Source organism: Saxibacter everestensis (assembly GCF_025787225.1).
In the GTDB taxonomy this organism is placed as follows: Bacteria; Actinomycetota; Actinomycetes; order Actinomycetales; family Brevibacteriaceae; genus Saxibacter; species Saxibacter everestensis.
This window is the reverse complement of sequence record NZ_CP090958.1, coordinates 1,261,361-1,282,328: the sequence shown is the minus strand read 5'-3', so window position 1 is coordinate 1,282,328 and position 20,968 is coordinate 1,261,361. Positions and strand designations below refer to the sequence as shown.

Here is a 20,968-nt window from a genome sequence, read left to right as displayed (position 1 = left end):
TTTGTTGTAATGGGGTGTGGTCGAGTAGGGACCACGATCGCTCAGACCCTCGATGCCTCGGGGCATTCGGTCGCGGTGATCGACCAGAATGAGAGCGCGTTTCTGCGGTTGTCGGACAGTTTTTCCGGCACCACCGTGACCGGTATCGGCTTCGACCGCGAAACCCTGCAGGAGGCGAACATCACAGATGCTTACGCCCTGGCAGCTGTCAGCAGCGGCGACAACTCCAACATTCTTGCCGCCCGGGTTGCCCGGGAGACCTTCGGCGTTTCCCACGTGGTGGCACGGATTTACGACCCGGGCCGGGCCGAGATTTACCAGCGAATCGGCATCCCCACCGTGGCGACCGTCCGGTGGACCGCCGACCAGGTGATGCGGCGACTGATTCCGCAGGGGTCGGCCAGCGAGTTCCGCGAACCCTCCGGCCGGCTGATGCTGGCAGAGGTTCATCTGCACGAAAGCTGGGTCGGTCAGCCGCTTAAGGCGATCGAGGGCACGGTGCCGGTGCGGGTGGCGTACCTGACCAGGACGGGCGAGGGCACCATGCCCAGTGACCGGATGCTTATTCAGGAGGGCGACCTGCTGCACGTGATGATGCCGATAGAAAAGCGCGATGAGATTGCGGCGGCACTTGGTTCATTGAAGGAGAGCTCGGAGTGAAAGTAGTCATCGCAGGGGCGGGAAGCGTGGGCCGCTCCATAGCCCGGGAGCTCATTGCGCACCACCACGAGGTGCTGCTGATCGACAAGTCGGCCGCCGCGATGAAACGCGACCGGGTGCCGAGCGCCCGCTGGTTGCTTGCCGATGCGTGTGAGATGGCCGGTCTGAACGAGGCCCAGCTGGAGGACGCTGACGTCGTGGTGGCCGCGACCGGTGATGACAAGACAAATCTGGTGATGCTGTTGATCGCCAAAACCGAGTTCGCCGTGCCCAGGACGGTGGGCCGGGTCAACAATCCGAAGAATGAGTGGCTCTTCGACGAGTCCTGGGGTGTGGACGTTGCGGTGTCAACGCCGCGGCTGATGACCGCACTGGTCGAGGAGGCGGTGGAAATCGGCGGCCTGGTACGCCTGCTCACCTTCGAACAGGGCAAGTCCGGATTGGTTGAATTCACAGTTCATCAGGATTCGCCGATTGTCGGGAAGCCGGTGGGATCGCTGGCTCTGCCGGAGGATGCCGTTCTGGTTGCGGTGCTGCGCAGCTCGCGTGCGCTCGCACCGACCCCTGATGACATTCTCGAGGCGGGCGACGAGCTGTTCTTCATCACGACGCCGGGCGGAGAGGTTCCTCTTCTCGAGCTGTTGGCGCCTTCCGAATAAGCAGCCACGACAGCCAGGCGACGAGCGCGAACAGTGGCAGGCCCAGCGCCAGCCGCAGCGTGCCGAGCGCGGCTACGTTGCCGCTGAGGTAGAGCGGTACCTGCACAATGAGCCGCAGCGCGAAAGCGGCGATCCACATCCAGCTGATCCGCTGGAACAACCGCAGCCGGGCCGGATCGTTGCGCCAGCGCAGCTCCTCGCCGGTGAGGTAGCCGGCGATCAGCCCGATAAGCGGCCAGCGGATCAGAATCGAGATCAGAAAGATCAGGATCGAGCCGGCGTTGGTGAACAGCCCGATCAGGAAATAGTCCTCGGCTTTGCCGCTTCGCATCGCGACGAACGCGCAGAGCGCAACGCCGATCAGGCCGCCGATGCTCTGGCTCACCGGCTGCCGCCGGAACAGCGAGACGATCATTAGCCCGACGCCCGCTCCGATTGCCGAAATCAGCGATGGCTTCAGCTCGGATGTCACCGAATACACGATGACGAACAGCAAGCCTGGCAGAACCGAGTTGATGACGCCCCACGGGCCGCCGATCGCTTCCTTGACGCTGCCGGAACCTGCTCGCCCCAGCGCTCCGCGGCCCAAGGCCTTTCCGAGCGTCGCAGCCGGTTGCTCCGGGTCCACGTCACGCCGGGTCGCGTCGGAACTGTCCGCTCCGACGTCAGGCCGTTCGTGCGATTCAGTCATTCTCACCGTTCCCGGTCGGAGTCAATTAACGTGTACGTGGGGTTGAACAGGGTGGGGCGGCCGCGCTTGTAGCTGACCATGCCCTCTACTTCCAGCTGTCGGCCGGGATGGATGCCGCGGATCTTGCGTCGTCCAAGCCAGCAGATCCGGACCACCCCGGAGCCGTCGGAGAGTTCGATCCACAGTGAGGGAGACTCCTCCGGCGTGCTTTCAGTAACGGTCGCAACGATGCCTCCGAGCCGGACGGGGCCACGGCCGGACAACTCGGAGATCGACGTCGAGCCACTGCTGCGCCGAAGCGCGGCATCGTCATGGGCCTCGATCTCATCGCGCGAGTTGAGGAACGCAAGTAATCTCTTCTTCACCGCTGTTGCACCACCGGCCATCCACGCATTACCGGATCTCGGTGATCTCGGGGCCGCGCTCGAAGGGGTTCAACGAGTCCTTCTGCTCCTCGTCCTCATCGTCGTCAGTTTCCTGGGTGGGCGCCGTGACCTTCAGCAGCTCACGTGGCGGCATCGGCTCGTCACCGCGCACGACGACGACGGAACGCAGTAGCGATTCGATCTGATCTTTCGCGTCGTCATCGGTGAGCGCCTTCCCGCCGACAACTGCGCGCAGGAACCAGCGCGGGCCGTCGACCCCGATGAAACGTGCCTGCCGGACTCCGGTTCGGTTATCGTCGGTCCGCGCCGGGATTCTAGCCAGGACCTCTTTGCCGAACTTGGTGTGCAGCACGTCGACCGTGCCGCCCTGGCGGCTTACCGAGGCGGAGATTTGTTTACGGATCTCGCGCCACAATCCTTCCGACCGCGGGGCGGCGAATGCCTGCAGCTGAAGCGTGGCCCCCTCGACGATCAGGGTGACCGAGACGATCCGGTTACCGCTTTCATCCACATCGAGCCGCAGCTGCATCCCGTCGACCGGCTTGATCCGCAAGGCGCCGAGATCGATCCGGACGGCATCGTCGGCCTCCGCTTCATCGAACGGGCCATTGTCCGCGCGGTCGAGCGGGCCCGACTTGGCTGCCGGTTCGTCCTCGTCAGCGACGTCCTCGTCAGCCCCGTCCGCATCGTCCGCATCGTCCTGGTCAGCGTCGTCCTCGTCAGCCCCGTCCGCATCGTCCGCATCGTCCTGGTCTGCGTCGTCAGCGTCGTCTGCGTCGTTCAGGCCGTCCGCGTCGTCTGTCAGGTCCGAGGGGCTCGCCGCCTTCTCGTCGCCGGCCTCCGCTTCGACTGCGGCCGACTTCAAGTCGTCTTCAGGCTGGTCGACTTCCTCGATGCCGGATTTCGCTTTGGCGCGCTTACCCTTGACCGAATCCGCCGAGGCCTGGTTCTTACGCCGGCCAAAAATTCCCATCAGTTCTCAACTCCCTGTGCTGTGCTCGCGAATCCGCCGGTGGACCCGAAGCCGCCCGAGCCGCGCTGCGAGCCCGGCAATTCCTGCACTACGACAAACTTCGCCCGTTCCACCCGCTGAATAACGAGTTGCGCGATCCGGTCGCCGCGCTGCAGGACTATCGGCTCCGTTCGGTCGGTATTGACCAGGGTCACCCGAACCTCGCCACGATAGCCCGCGTCGATCGTTCCCGGGGCATTGACAATGGTCAGCCCGTGACGCGACGCCAGCCCGGATCGCGGATGCACCAGCCCGACGTACCCGTTTGGCAGGGCCAGCGCTATTCCGGTTCCGACGGTGCGCCGCTCACCAGGGCCGAGGCTAATCGGCTCCGTTGTGCGCAGATCGGCCCCCGCATCGCCCGGGTGCTCGTATCCCGGCTGCGGCATTTCGGGGTCCAGCTGGACTATTAGTACCGGCACGTCGCTGTCTGCTGCTTGTAGATCACTCACGAGCTTAGACTCTAGTCGCATCGGGGGCACCCTGAGTAGCTCAGCATCGCCGAAAGGTGAAAAGCTTGGCATCATGTCACAGCCATCGCCAGACTCGCCTGCCATCATCTACTCCGAGCGACTGTGGCCGGCCTGGTGGGTCTGGACCAGCGCGCTACTCGTTTCCGGTGCAACCGTCCTGGTTCTGATTCCGCTTTCCACGCCGGCCGCCATCGTCACACCGATCGTGGTCTTCGGCCTGTTCTGTTGGTGGCTGGTCAGCATTTCGCTGAAGATCGAGGTCACCGCGGACACCCTGCAGGTAGGCAAGGCGCGGGTGGAAAGGAAGTTTCTCGGCCCGGCTAAGCCGCACCTGGGGCCGGACGCAACGAACGCCCGCGGTCCGGGTCTGGACGTACGGGCGTTCCTCAGCATTCGCGGCTGGGTTCGCGATGTGGTGGAGGTTGAACTCATCGATCATGAGGATCCGGCTCCCTACTGGCTTTTCTCCACAAGAGAGCCGCAAAAACTCAGCACGATCCTGAACGGTTAACCGCGAGCCTAGGCTGCGCAGTCCTTACAGATCAACACTCCGCCGTCTTCCGAGGCAAGCTGCGAACGATGGCGCACCAGGAAGCACTCCATGCACGTGAACTCATCCGACTGCTTGGGCAGAACCCGGACGGAGAGTTCCTCACTTGAAAGATCGGCGCCAGGCAGTTCGTAGCCTTCGGCCGCCTCGGTCTCATCAACATCAACGCTGCTCGACTGCTTTTGGGTGCGCTGGGACTTCAACTCCTCCAGTGAGTCTTCACTGAGGTCATCGTCGGTCTTGCGCGGCGCGTCGTAGTCCGTCGCCATTTATCGGTCACACTCCGGATCGGCTCGTGGGTGATCGCTTAGTCGAAAAAGTCTCGATAAGCACTGGTCGTACTCGAAAATTCTTACAATGTTGCTCCCCTATCAGCGTTCCCGTCATAGCGACGAAACCGGCTCACGAGAGGGTAACAACACGACGCTCGATTTTCTGCCCAGCGGCCAGATTCTGCCCTATGAACGATGCAAAGCGCAAGCCTGCATCACGAAATGGACAGATGGTGGCCGAGACATCGGGCAAAAGTTGTTCGAAATAATCGTCTATGACCCAAGACGACAGACACGGTACAGGGTAGTCCCGAACGATGGACGCGCAGGACGGCACCGCGTAAGCACGTAAGCTAGTGCGGATGACCAAAAACAGAAAGGGGTGCAACTATGAGTGAGTTCGCACTGGGAGTAGAAGAACGAATTGCTCAAACACGCGCCTCATTGGCCGAGGCCCGGGAGGCCGAGGACGACTATCTGGTCGAGGTATTACTGGGCGAGTTGGAGTCGCTGGTGACGATCGCATACAACAACGACCTGGAAATCGAGGGAATGCACCACATGCTGGCCGTCGAGACCGGCGCTATTCCGGTCGTCGAAGAATCGCAGCCACTCAAAGGGCAATTCTCTAACGCCGCTACGATTCCGCCCACTGCGGACGAACCGGCTTAAGCACCCGGCCCAGGCAGCAGCCGGCGCTGCAGGCTCCGCTGCCCGGCCCTTCCGCCCTCAGCGGCGTCACCGAGGGCATTGCGGGCGTTTCGCCTCTCAACTGCGCGGCACGCTCCTCCACCAGGTCGCACAAGCCCGAGATGAAGGCCGGGTGCGTGCTGACCGAAGCCGCACGGACAAACGGCAGCCCGAGCCCCGCGGCGGTCGCCTTGGCTTCGGTGTCCAGGTCGAACTTGACCTCCATGTGATCCGAAATGAATCCGATCGGGACGACCACCACCCCGCTGGTCTCGCCGGCATCGGCCAGCTCCTCCAGATGATCGTTGATATCCGGTTCGAGCCACGGGCTGCCCGGCGCTCCTGAGCGTGAGCAGAACACCAGGTCCCACCGCCGCTCGACGCCGGTCCGCTCAGCGACCTGTTCAGCCACGAGTTGGGCGAGCGCTTCGTGCTGCGCCAGGTAGCCGGGCGTGGTGCGTGCGCTCGCGGCCTGCATCGGGTCAGGGATCGAGTGCGTCACGAAGACCAGCCGGGCCCGGTCGTCGGCGCCGAGTTCGTCCAGGGCACGCGTGACGCTATCCACCTGGGCGTCGGCGAACCCCGGATGGTTGTAGTACTGCCGGATCTTGTCGATCTCGAGGTCGATCCCTTCGGCGGCGAGCGTTTCCAGCGCCATACCGAAGTCTTCGCGGTACTGGCGACAGCTCGAGTACGAGGAGTACGCGCTCGTGGTGAGGCCAAGGATCCGGCGATGGCCGGCGGCGTGCATTTCGCGAAGCTTGTCGATCAGGTAAGGGGTCCAGTTGCGATTCCCCCAGTAGATCGGCACGTCGATCTCCCTGCTGGCCAATTCGGCCTCCAGCAGCTTCAGCAGGTCCTTGTTCTGATCGTTGATCGGGCTCTTTCCGCCGAAGCCGTAATAGTGCTCACCCACCTCGACCAGACGCTCATCAGGTATGCCGCGGCCACGGGTCACGTTCTGCAGGAACGGCAGCACCTCGTCCGGCTGCTCTGGGCCGCCAAATGACATCAGCAAAACGGCGTCGATTGGGCGTAACTCGGTCATGGTCCCCTCTTCGGTGGCTGGTTTGATTCGCACAACCTGGCACGGGCGAATCCCTTCCAAGGCTACCGGTCGGGATTTCTGCTCCGCGGCACGCCCACCAGCCTTCGACGGATTCATCGCCATGCATGACACCATCGTCAATACACCGTGTTCAGCGCAGGAAGGTGCACTATGTCCGAGCTAAAGTTGCTTGGCGTCCATGATGACGAAGAACATCTGACCCTCGTCGATTCAGGCGGGAACAAGTTCTCACTCGCAATCGACGAGTCCCTGTACGCTGCCGTGCGCCGCGATCGCACTCAGCTCGGCAAGCTGCAAACCCAGCAGGACCCAGCCAGACCGAGGGACATCCAGGCGAAGATCCGAGGCGGGCTCACCGCGGAGGAAGTCGCCGAGCAGGCGGGAGTGCCGATTGAACAGGTGCGCCGCTACGAAGGCCCTGTGCTCGGCGAGCGGGCGCATATCGCAGAACAGGCCGGGCGCGTGCTCGTCTACTCGGTCGAGAACCCCAACGATAAGCCGCGACCGCTGATCGAGCTGGTCTCCGAGCGGCTGCGGCTACGAGACGTCGATCTGGACTCGGCCAGCTGGGACGCCTGGCGCAAGCCCGACGGCCACTGGTTCGTCGAGTTGTCCTTCAGCGTCGGGACGAAGATCCGGAGCGCAAGCTGGACCTACAACCGTGGCTCGATCGTAGCCGAAGACGACGAAGCCCGCTGGCTCAGCGATTCAGGGCCCAACGACTCAGGGCCTATTCCGTCCCGTAAGCTCGCGGCAGTCAGCGACCGGGTGTACAACGTCGATGCCGACGGCGGCGTGCGCGAATCGGGCAGCGCCGACGACGAATCGTTGAATGAGACCAGCCGGATCCTTGACGGACTTCGGCAGCGCAGGGGCCGCCGGGTGGCAATAGACCTGGACGCCAACGACTCGGACCCGCTGGGCGATCTGCTCGACGAGCCTGCGCCGGAGGAAGAGTCCGTACCGTTCCGGTCGCACTGGCGCGATAACATTCCCGGTGCGCATCCCGCCGGATCTGCGCCGGAAGAAGCCACCGACGCCGAGGTATTCGCCCTGCCTGCGCAGACTGGCGGCGCACGGAAGCGAAGGACAACTCTCGACGACCAGCCCTCTCTGCTCGACGATGAGGGTCAGGATGCCGAGAGCAACGGCCGGGCGGCGCGACCAAAGGACAGCGGCCCAGCGGCGCGACCCAAAGACGAGGCAGCCGAACCGGAACACCACGATGCACGGAAGTCCAAGCGGCCAAGCGTGCCGAGCTGGGAAGAGATCATGTTCGGGGCCAAGCGCGACTAGGCGAGCGGTCGCTGTTCGTCTGAAGTCCGCGGTGACCGCAGGAAGCGTCCGAGCAGGAGCTTCAAGGTTTCCATCTCCTGCGCCGGATCGAATTCGTCGTTCAGCGCTCCCTCCAGATACATGACGTTTGACAGGGCGACCAGCCAGCGTTCGGCGCGAGCCAGCTCAAGGCCAGAGTCAATCACCCCGGCAGCCCGGGCGCGCTCCAGCAACTGGCGCAGTCCGGTGGCCTCATTCCGGGCATCTTTGTCCAAAAGCTCTGCCAGTTCAGGATCTCGCTTGGCCTGTAGCAGCGCTTCAATGACCAGCCCGGGCACGAAAGGGATCGTGGACGCACCGGCAAGTCGTCGGGTCACGTAACCCACCAGGCCCTGCCATGGATCAGGATCGGCCAGCGCCGAAGCCAGTTCGTCTTCCGTGTCCTTGGCCGTGTCGTCGGTGAGGATAGCAATGAATAGGTCCCGCTTGGTATGAAAGTAGTGGAAGAAGCTCCCGGAGCTGATCTTCGCCGCCTTGGCGATCTGCGCCGTGCTCGTGTTGTCATAACCCTGGCTTGAGATCAGGAAGCTGGCCACGCCCTTGATGTGAGCGCGCCGCTTCTCGTGCTGGATCGGATCCGTCGTTCGCGCCATTTCTTCCTTAGCTAATTACCTTGGACAATCGCATCGCGTTGATTAATACTAGAGCGAGTACTCGGTTTATTAATCATAGCAAATAGGGGTCACAGTGACGGAACGTCCGCGCCGACGCGAGGAGACCGTGGTCGGGATGCGTCCGGTAGAGATGGCGGTGTTATGGGGTGGGCTGCCGATGGCGGGCGCCCTGCTGGGTTGGTTCGTCACCTGGCTACTCCGGAAGCTGGCGACGGTCTCATGGATTCCGCTTCCCGGCGCGGCGGAGATGGCCCTGAGCGTGCTGGACAATGTTCCGTTCGCCCAGGTCGGCGCAATAGTTCTTGGCGTGATCGCCGGACTTGTTCTCGCGTTCATTTCGGCCGGAGAGCACGTCGTTGTCCGCGTGGGCCCAGAGCGGTTTTCGGTGGGGCGCGAAGACGACCTTCAGGACATCCCGCGATCCGCTGTTCAGATAGTTTTCATCGATGGTAAGTCACTGGTCGCGCAGGACGCTGCAGGACGAGAATTCGTGCGCGAACGCGGCGACTTCGACCCAGCAAGGTTGAGAGACGCCTTTACCGACAACGGCTACATGTGGGCCCCTACGGATCCACATGCAGCGGAGTTCAAGCGCTGGGTGCCCGACATGCCCGGGCTGCCGACCGGCGCGAACGCTCTGCTTCAAGCCCGCTCCCACGCCGCGGAAAAGAAGGACTCGGCCGATGTGCGGGAGCTGAACGCCGAGCTGGCGAAACTGGGCGTTGTCGTTCGAGATCAGAACAAGGGCCAGTACTGGCGCCCGGTATCTGGCCCCTGCATCCACTCAGGTGATGCCTGAGATGATGTCGTCCACGACGCGTTCCGCCCACCGCGATACGGTCTCGGCCTCCAGCTGCCGTAACGGTCCATGGACCACCAGTTCGGCGAAGCCGTGTACCGTGCTCCAGCACGCCCACTCAGCACCCTCCCGCCGTTCGGTTGAAAGTTCACCCGACTCGACCATTGCGTCGAGTGCATCGACCAGCAGTGTGAACGGCGGTGGAGTGCGGTCCTGGTCGGGCATACTGTCACGCTCGGCAGCGGAGCCGAAGAAGGCCGTCTCGAACCACCCTGGCTCGGCCGTGGCGAAAGCAATGTACCCCAGTCCGACTCCTCGGAGGCGTCGCGCCTTTTCCGCAGTCTTGCCGCTCACTGAGGCCGGCATCCGCGAACGCATCGTGTCAGCCATCTTGTCCTGGATCTCACGGGCGACGGCAGTCAGCAGCGCTTGCCGGTCGCCGAAGTGGCGGTAGGCCGCGTTTGGCGAGACGCCAACCCGCCGGGTAACTTCGCGCAGTCCGAGGCCAGCGGGGCCGCGAAACCGCGTGGCGGTGAGACCTGCCTCGACCAAGGCGTGGCGCAGGTCCCCGTGGTGATACGAATTTCGTCTGCTCCCCACCCTTGTCAGATCTCCGGCCAGGTGTGTACGGTGTAGACATTCAAGGTGTTCACGGTGTTAACTTTACGTCATATTCCATTGCAGCCGACGGCGATGTCGTCCACGGCTGCGGTTGCTCGAGGCGCGATCCTTCTCGGCTGGGATCAGCAACGCCGCTTATCGACCCGAATCGAAGCAGGAGGTACAGCGATGACCGCCAACGGATCGCCCCGCGTCGTCGATCAGAACACCTGGCAGCTAGAGCTCGACGAACTGCGCGTCCGCGAAAAGACCGCGACCCGCGAATTGGACGCGATCGCCGCCCAGCGGCGGCGGCTGCCAATGGTAGAGCTGCCGGACTACACACTTGAGGGCGACGACGGTCCCGTCCGGCTCGTCGACGTCTTCGACGGGAAGACCCAGCTGATTACCTACCACCACATGTGGTTCCCCGGCGATGAATGGCAGTGCGGGGGCTGCACCATGTTCACCTCGCAGTTCACCCGGCTGGACTTCCTCGGCAACTACGACGCTCGATTCGTGGTCGTCACTCAGGGACCGATCGACGATGCGCTGGACTATCGCCGCCGCGTCGGCAATAAGATGACGTGGTACTCGACAGCGAACAGCGACTTCGGTGCCGATGTCGACGCCCCGGCAGGAGGCGGATTCGCGCTCAACGTGTTCTTCCGAGACGGCGACACCGTCTACCGCACCTGGCACAGCGATGGACGTGGAACCGAGCAGCTCAGCCACATCTTCCCACTCATCGACCTGCTGCCGTGGGGGCGCCAGGAGGATTGGCAGGATTCCCCTTCCGGCTGGCCGCAGTCACCTGCGTACAGCAAATGGCCCGACTCTCCGGATATTGCCGCTCTCTACGGCGAAAAATCGTAACCGCACGACAACGGCGTCGACGAGCCGGAACGCACCAATCATCGTGCTGCACTCTGCCCTGCGCGGGCGGTGGTCCGCCACAGATGTTCGCCGACCAAGCGTGACTAGGTTAGAACTCGTTCGGCGCCCAACTCGAGCCGAACGTCGTCGGCAGTGATCTGATCGTGCTGATGCGTGACCAGGAGGACCATCCGGTCGGCCAGGCCGGCTCGGAGGTCCGCCATCAGAGCCCGGCTGGACTCGGCATCGAGATGAGCGCACGGCTCGTCGAGCACGACGAGATCCGCCGAGGCAAGTAGCGTTCGGGCGACAGCAACTCGCTGCCGCTGCCCGCCGGAGAGCTGTGCGCCCGCAGCGCCCAGGCCGGTGTCCAGCCCATCAGACAATTCCCGCAGCAGCGGCCCGAGCCCCACCCGGTGCAGCACCTGAGTAAGCTCATCGTCGCCAGGTCGCTCGTCCCGGCTTCGGGCGAGCAGCAGATTAGCCCGAAGCGAGGAATCGAATATGTGCCCCTCCTGCGGACACCAGGCAATCCTGCGGCTGAGCTGCTCCGGCGTCCGGCCGGCCAGGTTTTCGCCGTCCAGAAAGATCCGCCCTGCTTCCGGCTTCAGGAAGCCCATCAGGGCGCTGATCAGCGTTGACTTTCCCGAACCGGACGGCCCGGTGACGACTAGCCATTGTCCGGTACGCACCTCTGCGGTGAGGCCAAAGAACACCGGCATGGCGGCCGTCGGCCAGCGAAGGGTTAGGTCATCGAGCCGGAGCACGTGGGGCGCGGTCGCGCCGGCGCGAATCAGCGGCGGATGACCGAGGGCATCGGGCAGCGTCTGCTCGGCATCGACAAGCCTCGGCATCCGGCCAAGCAGGGCCGACAACGCCGGCCAGTTCCGGATCGCCGAGGTAATCTCACTCAGCGGCTCCACAAGTGCAAGACTGATCAGAGAACATACCGCGACGAACTCCGGCGCGAGGCTTCCCGCGGCAACTCCACGCGCGGTGACCGCCAGCATCAGGAACGCGCCGGCGTAACACGAGACAATCACCAGCCCGTGCGCGGCACCAAGCGCCCAGGCGCCGCGTTTGGCTTCCGCGGTCGCGGATTCGTCCAGGGTGCGGAGTTCACCGGCGATGCTCTTTCCCCGGCCGTTGGCGGCGAGGTCTTCCGCCGCGAGAACGATCGCGGCAAGCCGACGAAGCACGGTGGAACGAATCAGCAGCTCTCCCCTGCTGGCCGCCCGATCCGCCCACAAGCCGGCCAACGGCGCGACCAGCACGCAGACGAAGACCACAACGCCGAGCACAGCAGCGGCAGGGGGGTAGATCGCCGCCAGCGCAACGATTGCGGCCAGCCCGGTCAGCAGTCCGACAAGCGGCGGCAGCACCGTGCGGGGCGCAACGTCGCGCACGTCGTCGACCGTGCCGACCAGCTGCTCCACGACGCCTTCGGACCGAAGCAGCCGACGATCACGCATTCCCTGCCGGCTAAGCGTCTGCCACAACCGGACTCGTAAATCGGTGAGCGAGCTCAGCAGCGAGTCGTGAAGCCACAGGCGTTCGCAATAGCGCAGGACTGAGCGGGCTATTCCGAAGAAGCGAACCGCGACTATCGCCACCAGCAGGTACAGGATCGGCGGCTGCTGGCTGGCCCGGACAATCAGCCACCCCGAGGTCGCGGTCAGTGCGATCGCCGCGGCGGAGGCCAGTACGCCCGCGACGACGGCGGCGATGAACTGTGGCCGCCAGGGCTGCAGGACGCTCAGCAAGGCAGGCAGCGTACCTGCGGCTTCGTTTCGCGGTTGTGGCACGGCAGGAGGCCCGGGCGGCAACTGCGCAGAGGACGGCAGCTGGCCGGAGGGCAGCAGCTGGCCGGTCGGCGGCCGTTGGTCGGATCCGACGCCTGCGCGGCGGCCGTTCGACCGTACCGCCGAGCCGGAAACTGGCACGACGACATCCGCCAGCTCGATCACCTCGTCGCTGTGTGCCACAACGATCATCGTGGCCCGGCCGCGGAGGCCAACGAGCACGTCGCGGATCACCTGAGCGGTCACCGGGTCAAGATGTGCCGTCGGCTCGTCCAGCAGAACGGTGTCCGCTCCGGCTTCCACCCTGGCCAGCACGCGCGCCATCCCTAGCCGGCGCAGTTCGCCTGGACTCAGCGTGGCCGGATGCCGGTCAAGCAGCTTGTCCACCTGAACCTGGGCAGCAATCGACGCGATCGCCCGTTGGTCGCGGTGGCCCAGGTAAAGCTCCACCTCGGCTCGCACGGTTTCGGCGAAACTCAGCGGAGTCTGTGGAAGCCAGGCGATCCGGTCCGGGTCCGGTCCCGATATCTGCCCGCTCACCCTGGTGGAGTCCGAATCGCCGAGCAAGCCGGCGATCGCCGCCAGTACCGTCGATTTGCCTGCGCCGCTTTCCCCGGTCAGGGCCAGCATCTGGCCGGATCGTAGCCGGAAGCTCAGGTTATCGACGGCAGGATGCTTCCGATCGGGATAGCGAACAGTGAGTCCCTGGACCACCAGCCCGGCCGTGCCCGGACTCGCCGCATCCGGCGTCGTTGCCGCCACTGCCGATGTGGACGTCGGCGTGTCCAACAGGTTCTGCACCCGCCGATAGGCCTCGACACCGTCCTCGGCGGCGTGATGGGCTGCGCCGACCTCGCGGAACGGCAGGAAGCACTCCGGTGCGAGGATCAGGGCTAGCAGGCCGACTTCCAGCGGCATGTCCCCATGCACGAGACGAACGCCGATAAAGACGGCGACGACGGCAACCGAGATGGTCGATATCAGCTCCAGCGCCAGCGATGAGAGGAAGGCGACCCGGAGGGTTCCCATCGTGCGGTGCCGGTAGTCATCCGCGACCCTGCGCAGCGCAGTTGTCTGTTCGGCGGCACGGCCGAGCCCGACCAGTACCGGAAGTCCTCGGGCGAGCTCGACCAGATGGCTGGATAGCCGGTCGAGCGAGTTGGCCGCCGCGCCAACTCTTTCCTGAGTATGCTGCCCGATCAGAATCATGAAGATCGGCACCAGCGGAATCGTCAGCACGATAATCAGCGCGCTGACCCAGTCGGCGAAGAGAATCCGGGCGCCGACGAGCAGCGGAACGGTGGCTGCGCCGACCAGCGCTGGCAGGTAGACGGTGAAGTACTTGTCCAGATCATCCAGCCCTCGTCCGGCGAGTGAGGCGAGTCCACCCGCTCTGACCTCGAGATCACGGCCGCCACGCAACATCAGCCGGGTAACCAGCCGGTCCCGCAGTTCCTGTTTGACCCCGATCGCAGTCCGTCGCGCAACTACCTGAGTGGCCCAGCTCGCACCGGCCCGAAGCACAGCAGCGGCGAGGCCGGCCAGGATGGCCTGACGCCAGGCGGCGCTGTCTGCCTCGATGACCCCGACGATTCCGGCTGCCAGCGCACCGGCCAGGACGACCAACGACAGCGCCTTCGCCGCGCCCAGCACGCCGATCAGGTACAGCGATGTCCTCGCTGTCGGCGATACCCCGGCGCCGGGAATTCTCTCGACTATGGAGGGCATGCCCGGCTCAGACCGCCGCAGGCAACGAATGCGGTTCCGGAATGCTCTCGATTTTCAGTCGCTTCCGGAACACCCAATAGGTCCACGACTGGTACGCAAGCACAAGCGGCACACCGAAGCAGGCGACGATCGACATCAGGCCGAGAGTGTAATCGGAGGCTGCGGCCGAACCAACGGTCAGGCTGTTCGCGGGGTCGAGCGTCGATGGCAGGACCACCGGGTAGACGTTGCTGAAGATGCTCCCGGTGACGCCCAACAGGAATATTGCCTGGGCGGCAAATGCCTGCCCCTCGCGTCCGGCCCGGCTGCGTGCCCAGCAGATGGCCGCCGCCGCCACCGCGACCACGATAAGTGCCAGTCCGGCGGGCTTGCCGGACTGCAGCTGCACCGCGACAGCCCAGCCGATCAGCGGGAGCAGCAGGAGCGGCAGCAGCCGCAGTGCGAATCCGCGGGCCCGGTGACGCATCTCGCCGTCTGTCTTCAGGCTGATGAAGAATGCCGCGTGTGCCAGGCAGAAGCCAACGACTGCCAGGCCGCCGAGCACCGCGTACCAGCTGAACCAGGAGAAAGGCCCGCCAACCCGGTCTCCGTTAGCGTTGAGCGGCAGTCCGGTCGTGGTGATGGCGAGTGCCATGCCCACCCCGAAAGCGGCAAACAGCGAGCCAAGCGACAGCCCCCAGTCCCAGCGCGCACGCCAGCTGCTCGAGTTGATCTTCCCGCGGTACTCGATCGACACCGCACGGAATATCAACGCCAGCAGCACCAGCAGCATCGGGAGGTACAGTCCGGAGAACAGGGATGCGTACCAGAGCGGGAAGGCCGCGAACGTCGCGCCGGCCGCGGTGATCAGCCACACTTCGTTTCCGTCCCAGACCGGGCCGATCGTGTTGAGCAGCAGCCGGCGCTCCTGCTCATTCCGGGCGACCAGCTTCATGAACATGCCGACGCCCAGGTCGAAGCCCTCAAGGAAGAGGTAGCCGGTCCACAGAACCGCGATCAGAATGAACCAAACGGTTGGCAGGAATTCCATCGTCAGTTTCCCTCGTTAGTAGGCACTCGTTAGTAGGCGAAGGCGAGAACGTCATCGTCTTTTTTTGCGTCCGGGTCCGGTTGGTGCACAAGTTCCGGCATCGCAGAGGCCACACCTGAGCGCACATACCGGGTCAGCAGTTTCAGCTCAACAACCATCAGCAGGCCGTAGACGAGCGTCAGGACAATCAGCGAGACAAGTACCTCTGCGAAGCTCACCCCCGGCGAGACCGCTGCGGCGGTGAACATGAACACGCCGTCGACGCCGCTTGGATCCGGATTGGGCGCGACGACGAACGGCTGCCGGCCCATCTCGGTGAAGATCCAGCCGGCCGAGTTCGCGATGAACGGCGCGGCGATTCCGAGCACGGCCAGGCGCATCAGCCATTTGCTTTTCGGCACAGTGCCCTTGCGGGTTATCAACAGAGCGACGGCGGCGGCAAAGGCTGCCAGCGCTCCAAATCCGATCATCAGCCGGAAGCCCCAATAGGTGACCTCCATGACCGGCACGAAGTCCACCGTGGTCCCCGCCCGCTGGCCGTACTTGGGATCGTCGGGGATGGTTGTGCCGTAGGCGGACTCGTACTCGGGGATCAGGTCGTTGACGCCCTTGACCTCGGTGCTGAAGTCACCATGGGCGAGGAATGACAGCAGGCCGTGGATTTCGACGATATTGGTGACGTCGTCGCAATCCTTCGAGCCGAGGTCGCCGACCGAAAGCACCGAGAAGCTGGTGCCCGAGTGGCAGGCCGCCTCTGCCGACGCCATCTTCATAGGTTGCTGCTCAAACATCAGCTTTCCCTGGATGTCGCCAGTTGCCGCGACGCCGGCGAACGCGATGACCGCGATCCAGGCGCCGATCCGCAGCGAACGGAACCAGACCCGGTAGTCACAGGCGTCCCTGTTGGCGCCCGTATCGCCGCCCGCTTCGCCGACGACAACCCGGCCATTGTCATCGACTGTGTCGATGCCGGTCTGGCGACGCCGCCACAGATGGAACCAGGCGATGCCGAGCAGGAACGCTCCGCCGACCGCGAGCGAGCCGACGATGGTGTGACTGAACGCGACGAGTGCCGTGTTATTGGTGAATACCGCCCAGGCGTCTGTCATCTGCGGCCTGCCGTCGACCATCGTCACCCCGACGGGATGCTGCATCCACGAATTGGCAACGATGATGAAGTAGGCCGAGACAACGGAACCGATGACGGCAATCCACAAGCAAGCGAGATGGATCCTGGCCGGCAGCCGCTTCCAGCCGAAAATCCACAGGCCAAGGAAGGTCGATTCGATGAAGAAGGCCAGCAGTGCCTCCATCGCCAATGGCGCGCCGAATACGTCGCCGACGAATCTGCTGTACTCACTCCAGGCCATGCCGAATTGGAACTCCTGCACGATTCCGGTGGCCACACCCAGGATGAAGTTGATCAGGTAGAGCTTGCCCCAGAACTTCGTCATCCGCAGGTATTGCTCCTTAGCCGTTCGCACCCACAGCGTGTTGAACAGCGCGACGATCGGGCCCAGGCCGATGGTCAGCGGAACCATCCAGAAGTGATAGACGGTGGTGATGCCAAACTGCCAACGGGCGATTTCGAGCGGGTCCATCGACGACTCCAGCCAAGAGAATTGAGTTCTACATGCTGTAGAAGATGCTACTACGGCACTTTGGCCTTTTCCACATCACTACCGCCTCCCGGGTGCCGCTGAACCTGCTGGCCTCTACCTGTCGTAGAATGGGCGTGAGAAGCTGATAACCGAAAGCAGCACGCCGGTAAGTGCCGGAAGCGCTGACTTGGAGTTTTGACATAAATGGAGTCTGTGTGGGAACTCTTGGCGAACTGGAACGAAGCGCCATGGACGTCTTGTGGAGCGCTGAAAGCGGACTGTCGGCGACGGAGCTCCGTGACGCGCTCGCCGACCGCGATCTCGCACTGACAACGGTGCACACAGTGCTTTCCCGATTGGAAGCGAAGAACTTCGTCGTCCGGGAACGTTCTGTGCGTCCGCACCGGTATCAGGCTGCCTCGTCGCGCGAGGAACACGTCGCCGAGCTGATGCACGAAGTTCTCGGTCAGGCACCCGATCGCGAGGCTGTACTTGCCCGCTTCATCGGCTCTGCATCCAATGACGAGACTGATTTGCTTCGGCGGCTGTTGACGCATCTGGACCCGCGTAGCCGTCGAACCGACCGTCCCGCCAGCTAACGTATGCCACGCCTCTCCTAGTCGCCCGCTATGGCGACGATAGGTCTCTTACTCGCGGCGCTCGCCATTATTCTGGCGTGGCCCGCTCCCCTGTTGCTCTCCAGGTCACGCTGGCCCGATCGTGACCCGCTGGCCGCCCTCGTCCTCTGGCAGGCAATCGGCCTGGCCGGAGGACTCTCCATGATCGGCGCCGGCCTGGTCTTCGGGGTGGCGCCGCTGGGCGACAACCTCCCCCACGCGCTCGGCCGCCTGGCGCACAATATTCTGACCGGTTCTCCATTCCGAGGGCTTGGAGTCGGGCACTGCATCGTGCTGATCGTCGCGGCCCTGCTGGCAGTCCGGCTCGCCGGAACCCTGGTCTGGAGCTTCCTGCAGACGATCCGGCACAGACGCCGGCACCGCGAACTGCTCGCCCTGCTGTCAAGTCCGTCGCCGAGCCATCCACGGACCAGGGTGCTCGAGCTTGAGCTGCCTGTCGCCTACTGCCTGCCGGGGAACAAGGCGACGACTGTGCTGTCCGCGGGCCTGGTCGAGCTGCTGAAACCGGGTGAACTCCACGCCGTGATCGCGCATGAGCGGGCCCATCTGCGACAGCGCCATGACCTGCTCGTGTTGCCATTCGTGGCCTGGAAGCAGGCCCTTCCGTTTCTTCCGACCCCCGTGGTCGCACACAGGAGTGTCACCGCGCTGGTCGAGATGCTGGCGGACGACCAGGCCTGCCGCAACAACGACCGGCTCATCCTGGCCAACGCAATCGCGCAGACCACGTCTGCCCGCGAGCTGGCCGGAAAAGTTGGCGTCGTCGCCGATGACACTGTGATCGCGGCGCGAGTGCACCGGCTCCGGGTCGACGAATCCACGCTGGCAGTTCCGGTTCGGGCCGCTATCCTGCTCGGCTCGATCGCGCTGTTCGCCGTGCCCACCGCACTGCTGTGGGCTCCGATGTTCGGCTAGCTCAGGGCGTAGATCGGACTGACTGCTGGCTGCGACGCTGCTAGCTCAGGCGTCGATCCGCTCCCGGTCGAGGTCATCCGCTCCGGTCACAATGAACTCCTTGCGCGGGGCGACGTCAGAGCCCATCAGCAACTCGAACGTCTTTTCCGCCGCGGCGGCATCGGCGATCTGCACCCGGCGCAGCGTGCGCGCCCTTGGGTCCATCGTGGTCTCCGCCAACTGGTCTGCGTCCATCTCGCCGAGGCCCTTGTACCTCTGGATCGGTTCCTTGTAACGCCGGTTGGACCGGTTCAGTTTCTTCACCAGGGCGTGCAGTTCGGCTTCCGAATAGGTGTAAACAACCTCGTTCGGCTTCGATCCGGAGTTAATGATCTCGATCCGGTGCAGCGGCGGCACTGCGGCATACACGTTGCCCGCGTCGACGAGCGGCCGCATATAGCGAAAGAACAGTGTGAGCAGCAACGTACGGATATGCGCGCCATCCACATCGGCATCCGTCATGATGACGACCTTGCCGTAACGGGAGGCATCGATGTCGAAGCTGCGCCCCGAGCCGGCGCCGATCACCTGGATAATCGCCGCGCACTCGGTATTGGACAGCATGTCGCCCACGCTGGCCTTCTGCACGTTGAGGATCTTTCCCCGGATCGGCAGCAGAGCCTGATGCTCCGAATTACGCGCCGCCTTTGCCGTTCCCATCGCCGAATCGCCCTCGACGATGAAGAGTTCAGAGGTGCGCAGATCGGATTTCCGGCAGTCGTAGAGCTTGGCCGGAAGCGAGGAGGATTCAAGCGCCGTCTTCCGACGCTGGGTTTCCTTGTGCATTCGCGCCGAAATACGCGACTTCATCTCCGCGACGACCTTGTCCAGCAGCTGGGAGGCCTGTTGCTTCTCCTGCCGCTTGGACGAGGTCAGGATCGCGTTCAGCTCAGTTTCGACAACCTTGGAAACAATTGAGCGCACGGCGGATGTGCCAAGCACTTCCTTGGTCTGTCCCTCGAACTGGGGCTCAGCCAGCCGGACAGTGACCACAGCGGTCAGCCCGGCAAGCACATCGTCCTTGTCCAGCTTGTCGTTGCCTGCCTTCAGCTTGCGGGAGTTCGCCTCGACGTTTTTCCGCAGTGTCTTCAGTAGCGACTGCTCGAAGCCAGCGAGGTGGGTGCCGCCCTTGGGTGTGGCAATGATGTTGACGTAGCTCTTCACCGTTGTGTCATAGCCGGTGCCCCAGCGTACGGCGATGTCGACATCTGCGACCCTTGAGGTTTCCTTGGACACCATGTGTCCCTTATCGTCCAGAACCGGCACAGTTTCGGTGAAGTTCCCCGAGCCCTGCAGCCGCCAGACGTCGGTGAGTGGCGGATCGATCGCCAGGAAGTCAGCGAACTCGGCGATTCCACCCTCGTGGAAGAACACCTCTTCGCGCGGCTTCTCCGGTTCACCGTCCAGCGGCGCCGGACGTTCACGGAGGTCGTTGACCACGATGGTTAGTCCCGGAACCAGGAACGAGGTCTGCCGGGCGCGATCGGCAAGTTCCTGATAGGAGAACTTCGCACCGGCGATGAAGATCTGTTCGTCGGCCCAGTAGCGGACCCGGGTGCCGGTCAGCCCCCGCTTGGCCTTGGCTGCCACCGCGAGGATCGAGCCATCGACGAAGGGACTGAACCGTGAATCGGGCTTACGCCCTTGACCCTTGTCGTCGAACGTGCCCGGTTCACCGCGGCGAAAGCACATCCGGTGCACCTTGCCATTGCGGGTCACGTCAACATCCAGCCGGGCTGACAGTGCGTTGACCACGCTCGCCCCGACGCCGTGCAGGCCACCGGAGGCGGCATATGATCCACCGCCGAACTTGCCGCCGGCGTGCAGTTTGGTGAAGACGACTTCGACGCCGGTCAGGCCGGTCTTGGGTTCGATATCGACCGGGATGCCTCGGCCGTTGTCCGAGACCTCAACCGATCCATCGGCATGCAGCACGATCTCGATCCGGTCGCAGTGTCCGGCTAGGGCTTCATCGACCGAGTTGTCGATGATTTCCCAGAGGCAGTGCATGAGTCCACGGGAGTCCGTTGAGCCGATGTACATGCCGGGGCGTTTGCGTACCGCCTCCAGGCCTTCGAGCACCGAAAGGTGGCGGGCAGTGTATGCCGCCCCTGATGTTGTTGACGTCAAAGAAGTTCCTCCTGGATACCAGCCTACTGTCGGCCACCGACAGTAGGGCGAATGCCGCGCCGCCATGCCCTTGAACGAGGGGGAAAATACGCGCTAGGCGAACTCGTCGCCTGACAGGACTAATCGGCGAGCAGCGCATGTTACTAATGAGGCAGAGCATTTCGACGGATAGGAGATCACAATGACTGACTCAGCAACACTAGAGGCACCCCTGACCGTCGCCGATCGCTGCGACCAGTGCGGAGCACAGGCTTTCCTCCGGGTACACCTGAACTCGGGCGAACTCCTGTTCTGCGCGCACCACGGCCGCAAGCACCAGGACGCCCTGCGGGCAACCGCCGTTCGGGTTCAGGACGAGACCGACAAGCTTGTCGAGAACGTCTGACGTTCGCCGAACCG

Annotated in this window: 22 protein-coding genes; 10 read left to right on the top strand and 12 right to left on the bottom strand. The window is 63.8% G+C overall.

The window, feature by feature from the left end; all coding sequences use genetic code 11:
- Window positions 1-9: 9 nt before the first annotated feature.
- Together LWF01_RS06185 and LWF01_RS06180 are read left to right on the top strand one after the other, a co-directional pair.
- Entirely contained in the window at window positions 10-660 is a 651-nt protein-coding gene (locus LWF01_RS06185; protein WP_349640836.1) for a potassium channel family protein, read from the top strand.
- Window positions 657-1,319, top strand: coding sequence for a potassium channel family protein (locus LWF01_RS06180; protein WP_349640170.1), 663 nt, complete (start codon window positions 657-659; stop codon window positions 1,317-1,319). The genes LWF01_RS06185 and LWF01_RS06180 overlap by 4 nt, the downstream gene beginning before the upstream one ends.
- Here the strand turns inward: LWF01_RS06180 and LWF01_RS06175 are convergent.
- From LWF01_RS06175 to dut, 4 genes are read right to left on the bottom strand one after another with little or no spacing between them, the layout of a single operon-like run.
- Window positions 1,264-2,010, bottom strand: coding sequence for a DUF3159 domain-containing protein (locus tag LWF01_RS06175; protein WP_349640169.1), 747 nt, complete (start codon window positions 2,008-2,010; stop codon window positions 1,264-1,266). The two genes, LWF01_RS06180 and LWF01_RS06175, sit on opposite strands and share 56 nt — an antisense overlap.
- Window positions 2,011-2,012: 2 nt before the next feature.
- Window positions 2,013-2,375 (bottom strand): OB-fold nucleic acid binding domain-containing protein, encoded by a 363-nt coding sequence (locus tag LWF01_RS06170; protein WP_349640168.1) that lies wholly within the window; start codon window positions 2,373-2,375, stop codon window positions 2,013-2,015.
- 28 nt (window positions 2,376-2,403) lie between these two features.
- Window positions 2,404-3,369 (bottom strand): DUF3710 domain-containing protein, encoded by a 966-nt coding sequence (locus tag LWF01_RS06165; protein ID WP_349640167.1) that lies wholly within the window; start codon window positions 3,367-3,369, stop codon window positions 2,404-2,406.
- Window positions 3,369-3,881, bottom strand: a complete 513-nt coding sequence (gene dut / locus LWF01_RS06160) for a dUTP diphosphatase (protein WP_432761997.1) — start codon at window positions 3,879-3,881, stop codon at window positions 3,369-3,371. Before dut ends, LWF01_RS06165 begins: the two co-directional genes overlap by 1 nt.
- Window positions 3,882-3,933: 52 nt before the next feature.
- Here dut and LWF01_RS06155 point away from each other — a divergent pair, with 52 nt between their 5' ends.
- Window positions 3,934-4,392, top strand: a complete 459-nt coding sequence (locus tag LWF01_RS06155; protein ID WP_349640166.1) for a DUF3093 domain-containing protein — start codon at window positions 3,934-3,936, stop codon at window positions 4,390-4,392.
- Between the two features lie 8 nt (window positions 4,393-4,400).
- Here the strand turns inward: LWF01_RS06155 and LWF01_RS06150 are convergent, their stop codons facing one another.
- Window positions 4,401-4,700, bottom strand: a complete 300-nt coding sequence (locus LWF01_RS06150) for a DUF4193 domain-containing protein (RefSeq protein ID WP_349640165.1) — start codon at window positions 4,698-4,700, stop codon at window positions 4,401-4,403.
- A 393-nt stretch (window positions 4,701-5,093) separates the two neighbouring features.
- Here LWF01_RS06150 and LWF01_RS06145 point away from each other — a divergent pair, with 393 nt between their 5' ends.
- Window positions 5,094-5,375 (top strand): hypothetical protein, encoded by a 282-nt coding sequence (locus LWF01_RS06145; protein WP_349640164.1) that lies wholly within the window; start codon window positions 5,094-5,096, stop codon window positions 5,373-5,375.
- Here the strand turns inward: LWF01_RS06145 and LWF01_RS06140 are convergent.
- Window positions 5,341-6,441 (bottom strand): ferrochelatase, encoded by a 1,101-nt coding sequence (locus tag LWF01_RS06140; RefSeq protein ID WP_349640163.1) that lies wholly within the window; start codon window positions 6,439-6,441, stop codon window positions 5,341-5,343. The two genes, LWF01_RS06145 and LWF01_RS06140, sit on opposite strands and share 35 nt — an antisense overlap.
- Window positions 6,442-6,612: 171 nt before the next feature.
- Here LWF01_RS06140 and sepH point away from each other — a divergent pair, with 171 nt between their 5' ends.
- Window positions 6,613-7,758: a septation protein SepH gene (gene sepH / locus LWF01_RS06135; protein WP_349640162.1), complete on the top strand. Its 1,146-nt coding sequence runs from the start codon at window positions 6,613-6,615 to the stop codon at window positions 7,756-7,758.
- Here the strand turns inward: sepH and LWF01_RS06130 are convergent.
- Window positions 7,755-8,390 carry a TetR/AcrR family transcriptional regulator gene (locus LWF01_RS06130; RefSeq protein ID WP_349640161.1) on the bottom strand — a complete coding sequence of 212 codons (636 nt, stop codon included), beginning with the start codon at window positions 8,388-8,390 and terminating at the stop codon, window positions 7,755-7,757. The genes sepH and LWF01_RS06130 overlap by 4 nt on opposite strands.
- A 94-nt stretch (window positions 8,391-8,484) precedes the next feature.
- Here LWF01_RS06130 and LWF01_RS06125 point away from each other — a divergent pair, with 94 nt between their 5' ends.
- On the top strand, window positions 8,485-9,210 hold the full coding sequence (locus LWF01_RS06125) for a YqeB family protein (RefSeq protein ID WP_349640160.1): 726 nt from the start codon (window positions 8,485-8,487) through the stop codon (window positions 9,208-9,210).
- Here LWF01_RS06125 and LWF01_RS06120 read toward each other — a convergent pair.
- Window positions 9,196-9,810, bottom strand: a complete 615-nt coding sequence (locus LWF01_RS06120) for a TetR/AcrR family transcriptional regulator (protein ID WP_349640159.1) — start codon at window positions 9,808-9,810, stop codon at window positions 9,196-9,198. The genes LWF01_RS06125 and LWF01_RS06120 overlap by 15 nt on opposite strands.
- Window positions 9,811-9,999: 189 nt before the next feature.
- Here LWF01_RS06120 and LWF01_RS06115 point away from each other — a divergent pair, with 189 nt between their 5' ends.
- Window positions 10,000-10,686, top strand: coding sequence for a DUF899 domain-containing protein (locus tag LWF01_RS06115; protein WP_349640158.1), 687 nt, complete (start codon window positions 10,000-10,002; stop codon window positions 10,684-10,686).
- Between the two features lie 104 nt (window positions 10,687-10,790).
- On the opposite strand, the gene cydD is transcribed toward LWF01_RS06115, so the two are convergent.
- The 3 genes from cydD to LWF01_RS06100 are packed head-to-tail and all read right to left on the bottom strand — an operon-like array spanning window position 10,791 to window position 16,847.
- Window positions 10,791-14,216, bottom strand: a complete 3,426-nt coding sequence (gene cydD, locus LWF01_RS06110; protein WP_349640157.1) for a thiol reductant ABC exporter subunit CydD — start codon at window positions 14,214-14,216, stop codon at window positions 10,791-10,793.
- A 7-nt stretch (window positions 14,217-14,223) separates the two neighbouring features.
- A complete protein-coding gene (gene cydB / locus LWF01_RS06105) occupies window positions 14,224-15,246 on the bottom strand; it encodes a cytochrome d ubiquinol oxidase subunit II (RefSeq protein WP_349640156.1) in 1,023 nt (340 codons plus the stop codon).
- A 29-nt stretch (window positions 15,247-15,275) separates the two neighbouring features.
- Window positions 15,276-16,847, bottom strand: coding sequence for a cytochrome ubiquinol oxidase subunit I (locus LWF01_RS06100; RefSeq protein ID WP_349640155.1), 1,572 nt, complete (start codon window positions 16,845-16,847; stop codon window positions 15,276-15,278).
- Window positions 16,848-17,062: 215 nt separating this feature from the next.
- Here LWF01_RS06100 and LWF01_RS06095 point away from each other — a divergent pair, with 215 nt between their 5' ends.
- Together LWF01_RS06095 and LWF01_RS06090 are read left to right on the top strand one after the other, a co-directional pair.
- Window positions 17,063-17,446: a BlaI/MecI/CopY family transcriptional regulator gene (locus LWF01_RS06095; RefSeq protein ID WP_349640154.1), complete on the top strand. Its 384-nt coding sequence runs from the start codon at window positions 17,063-17,065 to the stop codon at window positions 17,444-17,446.
- Window positions 17,447-17,476: 30 nt separating this feature from the next.
- A complete protein-coding gene (locus LWF01_RS06090) occupies window positions 17,477-18,400 on the top strand; it encodes a M56 family metallopeptidase (RefSeq protein ID WP_349640153.1) in 924 nt (307 codons plus the stop codon).
- A 45-nt stretch (window positions 18,401-18,445) separates the two neighbouring features.
- Here the strand turns inward: LWF01_RS06090 and LWF01_RS06085 are convergent, their stop codons facing one another.
- On the bottom strand, window positions 18,446-20,569 hold the full coding sequence (locus LWF01_RS06085; protein WP_349640152.1) for a DNA gyrase/topoisomerase IV subunit B: 2,124 nt from the start codon (window positions 20,567-20,569) through the stop codon (window positions 18,446-18,448).
- A gap of 181 nt (window positions 20,570-20,750) precedes the next feature.
- On the opposite strand from LWF01_RS06085, the gene LWF01_RS06080 reads away from it, so the two are divergent.
- Entirely contained in the window at window positions 20,751-20,954 is a 204-nt protein-coding gene (locus tag LWF01_RS06080) for a DUF7455 domain-containing protein (RefSeq protein ID WP_349640151.1), read from the top strand.
- Window positions 20,955-20,968 lie beyond the last annotated feature (14 nt).